General features: G+C 38.6%; 11 protein-coding genes. 10 read left to right on the top strand and 1 reads right to left on the bottom strand.

Features of this window, described 5'->3' with window-relative positions; all coding sequences use genetic code 11:
* Nucleotides 1-19: 19 nt before the first annotated feature.
* The 3 genes from VCM39_RS21050 to VCM39_RS21040 all read left to right on the top strand — a co-directional run bounded on the left by VCM39_RS21050 (nucleotide 20) and on the right by VCM39_RS21040 (nucleotide 5444).
* Nucleotides 20-2023 carry a glycosyltransferase gene (locus VCM39_RS21050; protein WP_322933350.1) on the top strand — a complete coding sequence of 668 codons (2004 nt, stop codon included), beginning with the start codon at nucleotides 20-22 and terminating at the stop codon, nucleotides 2021-2023.
* A 344-nt stretch (nucleotides 2024-2367) separates the two neighbouring features.
* Entirely contained in the window at nucleotides 2368-4200 is a 1833-nt protein-coding gene (locus VCM39_RS21045) for an ABC transporter ATP-binding protein (protein ID WP_221650707.1), read from the top strand.
* An 11-nt stretch (nucleotides 4201-4211) separates the two neighbouring features.
* Nucleotides 4212-5444 carry a hypothetical protein gene (locus tag VCM39_RS21040; protein WP_322933349.1) on the top strand — a complete coding sequence of 411 codons (1233 nt, stop codon included), beginning with the start codon at nucleotides 4212-4214 and terminating at the stop codon, nucleotides 5442-5444.
* A 1-nt stretch (nucleotide 5445) separates the two neighbouring features.
* Here VCM39_RS21040 and VCM39_RS21035 read toward each other — a convergent pair whose 3' ends face one another.
* Complete coding sequence (locus tag VCM39_RS21035) at nucleotides 5446-6078, bottom strand: ribonuclease H family protein (protein ID WP_322933348.1); 633 nt, start codon at nucleotides 6076-6078, stop codon at nucleotides 5446-5448.
* A 287-nt stretch (nucleotides 6079-6365) separates the two neighbouring features.
* Here VCM39_RS21035 and VCM39_RS21030 point away from each other — a divergent pair, with 287 nt between their 5' ends.
* The 7 genes from VCM39_RS21030 (at nucleotide 6366) to VCM39_RS21000 (ending at nucleotide 12136) form a co-directional block, all read left to right on the top strand.
* Nucleotides 6366-6968 (top strand): nitroreductase family protein, encoded by a 603-nt coding sequence (locus VCM39_RS21030; RefSeq protein WP_025866598.1) that lies wholly within the window; start codon nucleotides 6366-6368, stop codon nucleotides 6966-6968.
* A 120-nt stretch (nucleotides 6969-7088) separates the two neighbouring features.
* On the top strand, nucleotides 7089-7616 hold the full coding sequence (locus VCM39_RS21025) for a shikimate kinase (RefSeq protein WP_002558705.1): 528 nt from the start codon (nucleotides 7089-7091) through the stop codon (nucleotides 7614-7616).
* Nucleotides 7617-7736: 120 nt separating this feature from the next.
* Nucleotides 7737-9629 carry a biosynthetic arginine decarboxylase gene (speA, locus tag VCM39_RS21020; protein ID WP_002558706.1) on the top strand — a complete coding sequence of 631 codons (1893 nt, stop codon included), beginning with the start codon at nucleotides 7737-7739 and terminating at the stop codon, nucleotides 9627-9629.
* A 181-nt stretch (nucleotides 9630-9810) separates the two neighbouring features.
* The gene (gene argB / locus VCM39_RS21015; RefSeq protein ID WP_221650703.1) at nucleotides 9811-10584 is read left to right on the top strand and encodes an acetylglutamate kinase; all 774 of its coding nucleotides are present in this window, start codon (nucleotides 9811-9813) and stop codon (nucleotides 10582-10584) included.
* Nucleotides 10585-10645: 61 nt separating this feature from the next.
* Complete coding sequence (locus tag VCM39_RS21010) at nucleotides 10646-11155, top strand: RNA polymerase sigma factor (protein ID WP_195350650.1); 510 nt, start codon at nucleotides 10646-10648, stop codon at nucleotides 11153-11155.
* Nucleotides 11145-11654 carry a hypothetical protein gene (locus VCM39_RS21005; RefSeq protein WP_322933347.1) on the top strand — a complete coding sequence of 170 codons (510 nt, stop codon included), beginning with the start codon at nucleotides 11145-11147 and terminating at the stop codon, nucleotides 11652-11654. Before VCM39_RS21010 ends, VCM39_RS21005 begins: the two co-directional genes overlap by 11 nt.
* The gene (locus tag VCM39_RS21000; RefSeq protein ID WP_221650701.1) at nucleotides 11654-12136 is read left to right on the top strand and encodes a DUF4252 domain-containing protein; all 483 of its coding nucleotides are present in this window, start codon (nucleotides 11654-11656) and stop codon (nucleotides 12134-12136) included. Before VCM39_RS21005 ends, VCM39_RS21000 begins: the two co-directional genes overlap by 1 nt.
* Nucleotides 12137-12346: the final 210 nt, after the last annotated feature.

Raw genomic sequence — 12346 nt, 5'->3', positions numbered from 1 at the left:
TTAAATTCCTGAATAAGTAATGGATAATAGAATTTCGATTGTTTTTACTGTAAACAATTCATATGCTCAGCATTGTTGTGCTGCAATGATATCTGTTCTGGAGAATAATCTTACCAGTAGCATTGATTTCTACATTTTGACGGACTATTTTTCTGATGAAAATAAGAAGTTGTTTGTTTCTGCAGTAGAGGGATATGGTAATAATAATCGTGTTGAGTTTAAATTAGTGGATCATGCTATATTTGAAGGCTTTAAACTCCATATAAAATACATTACTTGTCATACATACTATCGATTGCTAATAGCGGATATGTTCCCGGAACTTACTCGTATTTTGTATTTAGATGCTGACTTGATTGTTGATGGCCCTATAACCGAATTATGGAAAACTCCTTTGGAGGGTTATTTGTGCGCAGGTGTGAATGATTCCTGGATAGAACGGATAAAATATAAATATAGTATTGGTTTGCAAGAGTCTGATATATACATAAATGCCGGAGTGATTTTGATGAATCTTGAGGCTATGCGTAATGAGAATATAACCGCACTACTGATGGATGTGGCAAAAAAATACTGCGATAAATTTGAGTATCAAGATCAGGACATTATAAATTGGGCTTTAAGAGGAAAGATAAAAGAAGTCCCAGTAATCTATAACTATACGACAGAGGAGGTTCTCCATACAAGGGCAGAAAGTCCGGTTATCATTCACTATACGGGTCGGATCAAACCATGGAGTATTAATGAGGAGTGTTGTAACCCATTGCGGAACCTTTATTTTGAATATCTGAAGAAAACACCTTATAAAGGATTTATTGGTATGTTTAAAAAAGAACGGTTGATTCGAACAATCAAAAAAATGTGTGGAATAAATATTAATCCCAAGAAGATAAAAATAGCTCTCATTATTGACGAGTATTTTGGTGGAATGGGGACTGCCTTTGGAGGGTATGGCTTTCTTGCACGTTATTATATAGCTCGTTATCTACCGAATGAAGAGATGTCTGTGGAAGTTCTCTTAGGAAAGAGTTCTAATAAATGGGAGTATAGAGCTAAGAAAAAGAAAATAGATGGAGTGACAATTATAGTCCCACCCGGTAGAAAATTTGTTTATAAGTGGTTGAAAAGAACCAATTATGATGTCTATCTTACCGTTGAATTGACGCATGATCTTTTGAAGTACGAACACCGGGGAAAGCCTATTATACATTGGATACAAGATCCCAGACCTTGGACCGAATGGCAGGAAATTCAGACAGTAAAGCTCTTTACTGAGTCATGTTATTGGAATTCTGAACTATATGATATGGTGAATCGATTCTATTGTAATGGGCAGCTTAAATTTATATCACAAGGATATTTCTTAAATGAGAAAGCCAAAGTATTGTATCGGTTACCGGAAGATGTAGATATTACTTATTGTGCGAATCCGATAGATATAGATTATACATTTGATCCTGCTACTTATAAAAAAAAGAATCATATAATTTTTATTGGACGTATTGAATCGGTGAAACGAGGATGGCTATTCTGTGAAATAGCGAAAAGAATGCCTCAATATGAATTTTTTATGTTGGGACAAACTTTTAGAGAGAAAAAAGAGAACGAGGTAGTTATGTCGGCATATAAAGCTGGTATCCCTAACCTCCATTTCGTGGGGCATGTAGAGGGTGAAGAGAAAAATGCATACATAAGAGATGCTAAAATATTGGTAAATACCTCTATCCATGAAGCCTTGCCTATCACCTTCCTTGAAGCATTGGCTTATGGTACACTTCTTGTCAGTTGTAGAAATCCTGAGGATTTAACTTCTAAATTTGGAAAATTCGTAGGCACAGTATTGGGCGATGGATTTGATGAAGTTCCTAAATTTGTTTCAGCAATTGAGGAAGTTATGAGTGATGAAGAAAGGCGTAAGAAATTGTCATGTGAGGCCGTTAGTTATATTCGTGAGGTACACTCTGTGCAGAAGTTTCAACGTGATGTGAGACAGCTAATAAAAGATTCTGTAACTAAAAAGTAATTGGATATGTTGAATGCACCCCTTATTTCTATATATTATTCCCGTTTATAATTTGGAGAAGGAAATAGCTAAATATTGGATTCATATCTGTAGTATATTGTGTAGCTTGATATTGTCCTTATACAAACCCTAAAGAGTTGGATATCTGGTCTAGTGATTGATTGTTTCAATTAATCGAGAGACTAAAATTCCTGTAAGCAGCTTCTTAAAATATCTTTTTTTTTGTAACTTTGTGTGTTTTCGGTTTTAACAAATTCTAAAGTAGATAATAAAATTAAAGGTAGTTTCTGTAAACTGAGGATTTTCTCCTATCTTTGCGACTTAATTCTTTTAATGACAAACTAATGAAGGAATTCTTTCAACTCATGCGCCGATTCGTGGCGCCTTACAAAAAATATCTGGGATGGGCTATATTGCTGAATATACTATCTGCTGTACTTAATGTTTTTTCATTTACATTAATTATCCCAATCTTACAGATTCTGTTTAAGATGGATAATAAAGTTTATGAGTTTATTCCATGGGATTCGGGTGCAAGTTTAAAAGAAATAGGGGTGAATAATTTTTATTATTATGTTACCCAAATGATCCAGACGAATGGGGCGTCACTTACCTTACTCTTTTTAGGATTATTTCTTGCTTTTATGACACTGCTGAAAACATCTTGTTATTTTGCTTCTTCAGCTGTAATGGTTCCATTACGCACAGGGGTAGTTCGTGATATTCGCATAATGGTATACTCAAAAGTGATGTCATTGCCATTAGGATTCTTTTCCGAAGAACGTAAGGGAGATATTATTGCACGTATGAGTGGAGATGTCGGTGAGGTAGAAAACTCTATTACCAGTTCGTTGGATATGTTGATTAAGAACCCGATTTTGATCCTTTTCTACTTTAGTACGTTGATTATCACGAGTTGGCAGTTGACTTTGTTTACAATACTTGTATTACCCGGTATGGGATGGGTGATGGGAGTTGTCGGAAAGAAATTAAAACGCCAGTCTTTGGAGGCGCAGGCAAAATGGAGTGATACCATGTCGCAGCTGGAAGAAACTTTGGGGGGGCTCCGTATAATTAAAGCTTTTATTGCGGAGAAGAAAATGGTGGATCGTTTTACAAAGTGCAGTAACGAATATCGGGATGCTACAAATCGTGTCGCTATCAGACAATCATTGGCTCATCCGATGAGTGAATTTTTGGGTACTTTGTTGATTGTGGTTGTGTTATGGTTTGGAGGATCGTTGATATTGGGTAATAACTCTGCTATAGATGCTCCGTCTTTTATTTTTTATATGATTATTTTGTATAGCGTAATTAATCCATTAAAGGAATTCTCAAAGGCGGGCTATAATATACCAAAGGGATTGGCTTCTATGGAGCGTGTGGATAAGATATTGAAAGCAGAAAACAAAATAAAAGAATCTCCGAATCCGAAGCCGTTGAACGGATTGAATGACAAAATCGAGTTTCAAAATATTACGTTCAGTTATGACGAAAAAAGAGAGGTGCTGAAGGATGTTAGTATTACAATACCAAAAGGAAAAACAATCGCTTTAGTTGGACAATCCGGATCCGGCAAGTCTACATTGGTTGATTTGTTGCCTCGCTATCATGATGTGCAAGGAGGAGATATAAAGATTGATGGTACGAGTATTAAGGATGTACGTATATCTGATTTGCGTGGTTTGATTGGAAATGTAAATCAGGATGCTATCCTTTTTAATGATACTTTCTTCAATAACATTGCTTTCGGTGTGGAAAATGCAACTATGGAACAAGTGATAGAGGCTGCCAAGATTGCTAATGCCCATGATTTTATCATGGAAAAGGAAGATGGCTATAATACCAATATCGGAGACCGTGGTGGTAAACTGTCTGGAGGGCAGCGCCAACGTATCAGTATTGCCCGTGCCATATTGAAAAATCCTCCGATTCTGATTCTTGATGAAGCAACTTCTGCTCTTGATACAGAATCTGAACGTCTGGTACAGGAAGCTCTTGAAAGATTAATGAAAACACGTACGACGATTGCTATTGCCCATCGGCTTTCGACAATAAAGAATGCAGATGAAATTTGCGTACTTTATGAAGGAGAGATTGTAGAACGCGGCAAGCATGAAGAATTATTGGAAATGAATGGATACTATAAGCGACTGAATGATATGCAATCCCTTTGATAGAAGGTAAAATGAAAAACGGCAGATATATTGGATGGACAGGTTGTTTGATGATGCTTCTCATAGTAACTACAACGGTTCGGGCCCAAGTGGAAGAGAAAGTTTGTAAGACTGATTACAACATTAATCCTGAACGAGTAGGAGAGTTGTCTGTAGAACTGGATAATATCAGTTTTTTTAAAGATAACGAGTATGCCGGTACTGTGATGAAGGGATATTCATTGCCGGGTATGTGGCTGGAACCTAAGGTTGTCTATTATCCGCTGAAAAATATAAAACTGGAGTTAGGAGCGCATGCATTGATTTATAGCGGTGCTTATAAATTCCCCAACTATGCTTATCATGATATAGCCACCTGGAAAGGAAGTCAATACCAACGAGGAACACATATCTTGCCTTATTTCAGAGTGCAATTGGCCTTGTCTCGTGTGAATCTTATTCTGGGAAATATTTATGGTGGTTCCAATCACGGGCTGATTGCTCCTCTTTATAGTCCGGAATTAAACCTGACTGCCGATCCGGAAACGGGATTGCAGTTTTTATATGACTCCCGGCACTTGCATCTGGATGCGTGGGTCAATTGGATGAGTTACATTTTTGAAGAAGATACCCATCAGGAGTCTTTTGTTGTAGGGCTGTCTTCGTTGATAAAATACAATGATCCGAAAGCGCGCTTCCATTACTATACACCTGTGCAAATGACTATTCAACATCGTGGAGGAGAACAGGATACGATCTATACGAATTCGGTACAAACATTGATGAATGGTTCCGTAGGAGCCGGAGTAACCTGGAACGTGAATCGTCCGGTGCTGAAACGAGTGAATGTAGAAGTGGATGCAGTAGCCTATTATCAGCAGGCAGGACATTTATGGCCTTTTGATAAAGGAGTAGGGCTATACGCTGCTGCTTATACTGATCTTAAAGATATACGTATCAAAGGTGGGTATTTTATGTCAAAAGACTTTATCTCTTTGCTTGGCATTCCTTATTTTGGCTCTGTTTCCACGAAAGAAGAAGGGGCGTTTTATAATGATCCGCAAACTCTTTTCCTTTCTGTAGAATATTCTCGCTCATTTGGTAAACACTATGCCCTTGGCGCTAAAGCGGATATTTATCAGTATCTGCCTGGCACTATGACAAAAGCAGATGGGGAAATGATAAAGCCTGGTAGTGCCACCAGCTTTTCTTTTGGTGTTTACCTGCGTGTGAATCCGAGTTTTCTGATAAAGAAGTTCAAGTAGTTTATTTTCTTCCGAAGTCGGCGGGAATTTCGCCCCATTCTTTGGTTTCCCACTTCAGAATAGGGGTAGAATAGGTGTTTTCTTTTAACCACTTCTCGGCACGTTCTATTAGTAAGAAAAGCTGTTCCGTTTCAGCGGTGCGTGGCAATTTTGTTTTGCATCTCTTTTGTTTTACCCAACTGATAGCGTTCACACTGTCACTGTAGACGGGCATATCGAATCCTTTTTGTTTCAGGAGGGCAAGTCCATGTACTAATGCCAGGAATTCACCGATATTATTTGTACCTTTCATTGGGCCGAAGTGAAATATTTCCTGTTGACTGGCTACATGTACTCCGCGATACTCCATCGGACCGGGATTACCACTGCAGGCTGCATCTACAGCAAGGCTATTCTCTATTACAGCAGCAGGCAACGTGTGTGAGGTAGGTTTATTTTCTTTTTTGTTTGTGGCATTTTTACCAATATATGCGTAAGGAGATGATGCGAGAGCACGTTCTGCTTCTTCCCGGCTGTCAAATGACTTATATTTGGCTCCTTCGTATCCTTTAATTTGTAGTTGGCAATCAGTCCAGGAAGAATAAATACCTGGGGTTACGCCTTCCCATACCACATAAAATTTTTGCTTTGCCATTCATCTTTTTATTTATTCGGGTGGTAAAGTTACAAATATATTTTAGTAAGTACTGTATCCTAATTAAATGAACCTATCATTGAAATGTAGATTATCGCAAATTCACGCAAAAATATCGTCTCTCAAGTACAGCAAACCTTCTAATTTGCGAAAAACTGCGATCATTTGCGTTTTAATAAAACGTTGTCATAGTATGAATTAAATTTGAAGTACTACTTATCGAACAAGTTTTCAAGATCAGTTGTTCTCTATATAACAGATTATAAACCCAAAGAAAGGAGACTATGATGCAAAAATCATTTAAAGATGTCCTGAAACACAGGAGAAGTTACTATTCAATCACAAATCAGTCACCTGTTTCTGACGAAGAGATAGAGCGTATCATAAATTTTGCGGTAACCCACGTACCATCGGCTTTTAATTCTCAGTCGACCCGCGTCGTATTACTCTTGGGTGAGAATCATAAGAAACTATGGGAAATAGTGAAAGATGCTATACGGAAGATTGTAACTCCGGAGGCTTTTAAAAATACAGAATCAAAGATTGATAATTGTTTTGAGAGTGGTTATGGTACTGTATTGTTCTTTGAAGATCAATATGTTGTGCAAACGCTGCAGGATACATTTGTCAGTTATAAAGATAATTTTCCTGGGTGGTCCTTACAAACATCGGCCATGCATCAGTTAGCAATCTGGAGTATGTTGGAAGATGCTGGTTTTGGCGCTTCTCTGCAACATTACAATCCTCTGATTGATGAAGAAGTGCGTCGTACCTGGGAATTACCGGCCAGTTGGCATCTGATTGCTGAAATGCCGTTTGGTATGCCGGTTGGAGAACCGGGGGATAAAGAATTTAAAGCACTCTCTGAAAGAGTGAAAGTATTTAAGTGATCACGTCAGGATATAAATCGCTTAAAATCATAACAAATTTAGAGTAAATTGAAGTACAAACTTTATTTATTCTATAATTATATTACCTATCTTTGCTCTGAAAAGAAAAGATAGGTAATTATGATTCGTATATTCCTGACCGGCTATATGGGTGCCGGTAAAACAACTTTAGGGAAAGCTTTTGCCCGAACACTGAACGTACCGTTTGTTGATTTGGACTGGTATATGGAAGAGCGTTTCCATAAGACAGTGGGAGAGTTATTCGCCGAACGCGGTGAAGCAGGTTTTCGTGAACTGGAAAGAAATATGTTGCGTGAGGTAGGTGCTTTTGAAAATGTTGTTATCTCTACAGGTGGTGGTGCCCCCTGTTTCTTCGATAATATGGATTTCATGAATCATCATGGTAAAACTGTTTTTTTGAATGTCCATCCCGATGTTTTATTTCATAGACTGCGTGTTGCCAAACAGCAGCGTCCTATTTTACAAGGTAAAGAGGATGAGGAACTGAAAGAATTTATCATTCAGGCGTTGGAGAAACGTGCACCGTTCTATTCTCAGGCCCAGTATGTTTTTAATGCCGATGAATTAGAGGATCGCTCGCAGATTGAAAAATCAGTGCAGCGGCTACGCGATTTATTAAAACTATGACTTATTTGCGCCTTCCGAACCTGTCTTATTTAAAAAACGTGTCTTTCTGATTGTATACTATGGATTTATAACTATTTTTGTTGCCTTAAATATTTTATAAACACAACTGAATACATTAAAATGAGAAAGTGGCGTATTGAAGATTCTGAGGAACTCTACAACATTACTGGTTGGGGTACTTCGTACTTTGGTATAAATGACAAAGGTCATGTGGTTGTTACACCGCGTAAGGATGGCATAGGTGTCGACCTGAAGGAGTTGGTCGATGAACTGCAGTTGCGTGATGTGGCAGCTCCCATGTTGCTGCGTTTTCCGGATATTCTGGATAATCGGATTGAGAAGACAGCATATTGCTTTAAACAAGCTGCTGAAGAGTATGGCTATAAAGCACAGAATTTCATCATTTACCCCATTAAGGTAAATCAGATGCGCCCGGTTGTGGAAGAGATAATCAGTCATGGAAAGAAGTTTAATCTTGGTCTTGAAGCTGGTTCTAAACCGGAACTCCATGCTGTAATTGCTGTTAATACTGATTCTGATTCGTTGATTATCTGCAACGGATATAAAGACGAAAGTTATATTGAACTTGCTTTGCTTGCACAAAAGATGGGCAAGCGTATTTTTCTCGTTGTAGAAAAAATGAATGAGCTGAAACTCATTGCCAAGATGGCGAAGCAATTGAATGTGATGCCCAATATCGGCATTCGTATTAAACTTGCTTCTTCCGGTAGTGGTAAATGGGAAGAATCCGGTGGTGATGCCAGTAAGTTTGGATTGACTTCCAGCGAATTGCTTGAGGCACTTGATTTCCTGGAAAAGAAGGATATGAAAGACTGCTTGAAACTGATTCATTTCCATATTGGTAGTCAGGTGACTAAAATTCGCCGCATAAAGACTGCTTTGCGTGAAGCTTCCCAGTTTTATGTACAACTTCATTCCATGGGTTTTAATGTACAATTTGTTGATATTGGCGGTGGATTGGGAGTTGATTATGACGGAACACGTTCATCGAGCAGCGAAAGTAGTGTGAACTATTCTATTCAGGAGTATGTCAACGACTCTATCTCTACTCTTGTAGATGCCAGTGATAAGAATGGTATTCCTCATCCTAATATTATAACAGAAAGCGGACGTGCATTGACGGCACATCATTCTGTACTTGTTTTTGAAGTTTTGGAAACGACCACACTGCCCGAATGGGATGATGAGGAAGAGATAGCACCGGACGCACACGAATTGGTGCAGGAGCTGTATGGTATTTGGGATACCTTGAATCAGAACAAGATGCTTGAAGCCTGGCATGATGCACAGCAGATTCGTGAAGAGGCACTCGATCTGTTCAGTCATGGTATTGTTGACTTGAAAACTCGTGCACAGATTGAACGTCTTTACTGGTCTATCACTCGCGAAGTAAATCAGATCGCAAGTGGGTTGAAGCATGCACCGGATGAGTTCCGTGGTCTGTCTAAACTATTGGCCGATAAATATTTTTGTAATTTCTCGTTATTTCAATCACTGCCGGATTCCTGGGCTATCGATCAGATATTCCCTATTATGCCTATTCAAAGATTGGATGAAAAACCTGAGCGGTCAGCTACTTTGCAGGACATTACTTGTGACTCGGATGGGAAGATTGCAAACTTTATTTCTACGAAGAATGTAGCTCATTATATGCCTGTGCATAGTTTGAAAAGTAAAGAGCCTTATTATCTGGGAGTATTCCTGGTTGGTGCTTATCAGGAAATACTGGGAGATATGCATAACTTGTTTGGGGATACGAATGCAGTACATGTATCTGTAAACGAAAAAGGGTATACTATTGAACAGATCATTGACGGCGAGACTGTAGCAGAAGTGCTGGATTATGTGCAATATAATCCTAAGAAGCTGGTGCGTACATTGGAAACCTGGGTTACAAAATCTGTAAAAGAAGGAAAGATTTCTGTGGAAGAAGGAAAAGAGTTCCTTTCAAATTATCGTTCCGGGCTTTACGGATATACCTATTTGGAATAATAGAACCTTTGGCGAGGGTGTCCGAAAGTAAAATTCGTTATCATTAAAACGCAGATTACGCTAATTTACGCAAAGATTAAATAACTCTGCGGTAATCAGCGTTAATCTGCGTTTTTAAAGTTATATATTGATAGATGTCTCAGACTTTTAACGCACCTTCCTTTATATAATATATAGAATTATGAGAGAAAAACTGACTGTTATTAAAGTTGGTGGCAAAATAGTAGAAGAAGAAGCCACACTCAACCAATTATTAAATGATTTTGCAGCTATTGAAGGGCACAAAGTCCTTGTTCATGGAGGAGGGAGATCGGCTACAAAGATTGCAACCCAACTCGGCATTGAAAGTAAAATGGTGAATGGGCGTCGCATAACTGACGCCGAAACACTCAAAGTGGTAACAATGGTCTATGGAGGACTGGTCAATAAGAATATTGTAGCGGGCCTGCAAGCTCGTGGGGTGAATGCTTTAGGGCTGACCGGGGCGGATATGAATGTGATTCGCTCGGCCAAACGTCCGGTGAAAGAAGTTGATTATGGCTTTGTAGGTGATGTGAAGAAGGTAGACGCTTCCTTGTTGTCTGACCTTATATATAAAGGTGTAGTTCCGGTTATGGCTCCGCTGACTCATGATGGCGAAGGGAATATGCTTAACACGAATGCCGATACGATTGCCGGGGAAACAGCAAAGGCGCTTGCCCGGTTTTTTGATGTGACTCTTGTCTTTTGCTTTGAGAAGAAGGGGGTATTACGCGATGAAAATGATGATGACAGTGTTATCCCGCAGATTACACCTGCTGAGTTTGATCAATATGTGGCTGATGGTATTATTCAAGGTGGCATGATTCCAAAGCTTGAAAATTCTTTTGAAGCAATTAATGCAGGTGTCTCAGAAGTGATAATCACCTTAGCATCAGCTATTAATGGAGATAGCGGTACACGTATTAAAAAATAATTCAAAAAAAATACGATTGTACCTGTAACTTTTTATATTCTCACCCGTCATTCTAATAGAGATGCAAGAAATCAGTTTCCGAAACGACATACTTCCTTTGAAAGATAAACTCTTTCGATTGGCGCTTAGAATAACCCTGGATAGGGCAGAAGCAGAGGATGTAGTTCAGGACACCATGATACGAGTCTGGAATAAACGTGATGAGTGGAAGCAGTTTGAGTCTATTGAAGCTTATTGCCTGATCGTTGCAAAAAATCTGGCAATAGATAGGAGTCAAAAGAAAGAAGCTCAGAACGTAGAACTTACCTCGGATATGGCTGAAGAGGTTGATCTTTCTGGTCCTTATGAACAGTTGGTAAATGATGAGCGGATGAAGATTATTCATCGGTTGATTAATGAGCTTCCTGAGAAACAGCGGCTTATAATGCAGCTCCGGGATATAGAGGGCGAAAGTTATAAGGATATTGCAAAAGTCCTGCATCTGACGGAGGAACAGGTTAAAGTGAACCTCTTCAGGGCAAGACAAAAAGTGAAACAACAGTATATTGAGATTGAAGAATATGGACTGTAAGTATATAGAACAGCTTTTGGAGCGATATTGGCAATGTGAAACTTCTTTAGAAGAGGAGTTGGAATTGCGTACTTTCTTCTCACAGGAAAAGGTACCTGCTCATTTGTTTCAATATAGAGATCTGTTTGTTTATCAGCAGATTCAGCAGGAAGTTGGGCTGAGTGAAGACTTTGACGTGCGTATTCTTGCTCAGGTAGAAGCGCCTGTAGTGAAGGCAAGACGCCTGACATTGGTAGGAAGATTTATGCCTTTGTTCAAAGCTGCTGCAGTTGTTGCTGTAATGTTTTCATTGGGCGGTATAGCACAACATACCATTTTTGCCGATGAGGCTTTGGACTATAATTATGATGCTTACACAGATACATATGATGATCCGGAAGTAGCTTACAAACAAGTATCTTCTGCTTTAATGATATTGTCTGAGGGAATCAATAAATCACAAGACCAGCATTTGGCCGACAGTGTGCGGGCAGGTGTAGTCGATATGATAAAGAAATAATGAAGAGCGTTCTTTTAATGTGCTGGATGGCATTGCTGTCTGTAGCTGTATCAGCTCAGGACTTTGCTTCTCGTTTTCTGACAGAACATAAAGGAGATTCAAATCTTACTTGTGTTACTATCAGTCCGAAAATGATGGAGGAAATAATGAAAAGTGATGCTGAAAAAGATGATGAAATTCTGGAGATAATATCTAATCTGAAGAGTATGCAAATGCTTACTGCCAAGGTAAAAGGGCAAAAGTATTATGATGAAGCTCTGAAAGTGGTAGAAAAGAATTCCGGAAGATTTGAACCGTTTCTTTCTTTCAAAGACGGTGCCGAAAATTGTCAGATTATGGTACGAAAGAAGAATGATACGATTATTGAATTGGTGATGTTAATGCATGGGAAAAATAATTTTTCCGTGATTAATTTTACAGGTAATATGAGTGCAGAGTTTATCTCAAAATTGGCTGCTTCAATGAAGCCCAAACACTCTTGATAAAAAAAGACATTTTCATTTGCTTTAAACATATAATATAGTTAGTGTGCTTAATTAAAACAACTTGAGGCTGTGAAGTTTCAATTCTCTCAAATTTTTATAAATAAAACTAACTAAATAGATGGGCTACCGCGTGATGCAGTAGCCCTTTTATTATGCTTATCTGTCATCGGGGGATAAACAAAGAAAAAGGAAATTGCCTCACGGAAA

The sequence above is a fragment of the Bacteroides mucinivorans genome, assembly GCF_034654355.2.
Taxonomy (GTDB): Bacteria; Bacteroidota; Bacteroidia; order Bacteroidales; family Bacteroidaceae; genus Bacteroides; species Bacteroides nordii.
Note: the sequence above shows the minus strand (reverse complement) of the source record. Positions and strands in the feature narration are given on the sequence as shown.

What these genes read in the sequence shown, in the direction of transcription:
- VCM39_RS21050 (WP_322933350.1), top strand. Translation starts at nt 20, where the DNA reads ATGGATAATAGAATTTCGATTGTTTTTACTGTAAACAATTCATATGCT.
- VCM39_RS21045 (WP_221650707.1), top strand. Translation starts at nt 2,368, where the DNA reads ATGAAGGAATTCTTTCAACTCATGCGCCGATTCGTGGCGCCTTACAAA.
- VCM39_RS21040 (WP_322933349.1), top strand. Translation starts at nt 4,212, where the DNA reads ATGAAAAACGGCAGATATATTGGATGGACAGGTTGTTTGATGATGCTT.
- VCM39_RS21035 (WP_322933348.1), bottom strand. Translation starts at nt 6,078, where the DNA reads ATGGCAAAGCAAAAATTTTATGTGGTATGGGAAGGCGTAACCCCAGGT.
- VCM39_RS21030 (WP_025866598.1), top strand. Translation starts at nt 6,366, where the DNA reads ATGCAAAAATCATTTAAAGATGTCCTGAAACACAGGAGAAGTTACTAT.
- VCM39_RS21025 (WP_002558705.1), top strand. Translation starts at nt 7,089, where the DNA reads ATGATTCGTATATTCCTGACCGGCTATATGGGTGCCGGTAAAACAACT.
- speA (WP_002558706.1), top strand. Translation starts at nt 7,737, where the DNA reads ATGAGAAAGTGGCGTATTGAAGATTCTGAGGAACTCTACAACATTACT.
- argB (WP_221650703.1), top strand. Translation starts at nt 9,811, where the DNA reads ATGAGAGAAAAACTGACTGTTATTAAAGTTGGTGGCAAAATAGTAGAA.
- VCM39_RS21010 (WP_195350650.1), top strand. Translation starts at nt 10,646, where the DNA reads ATGCAAGAAATCAGTTTCCGAAACGACATACTTCCTTTGAAAGATAAA.
- VCM39_RS21005 (WP_322933347.1), top strand. Translation starts at nt 11,145, where the DNA reads ATGGACTGTAAGTATATAGAACAGCTTTTGGAGCGATATTGGCAATGT.
- VCM39_RS21000 (WP_221650701.1), top strand. Translation starts at nt 11,654, where the DNA reads ATGAAGAGCGTTCTTTTAATGTGCTGGATGGCATTGCTGTCTGTAGCT.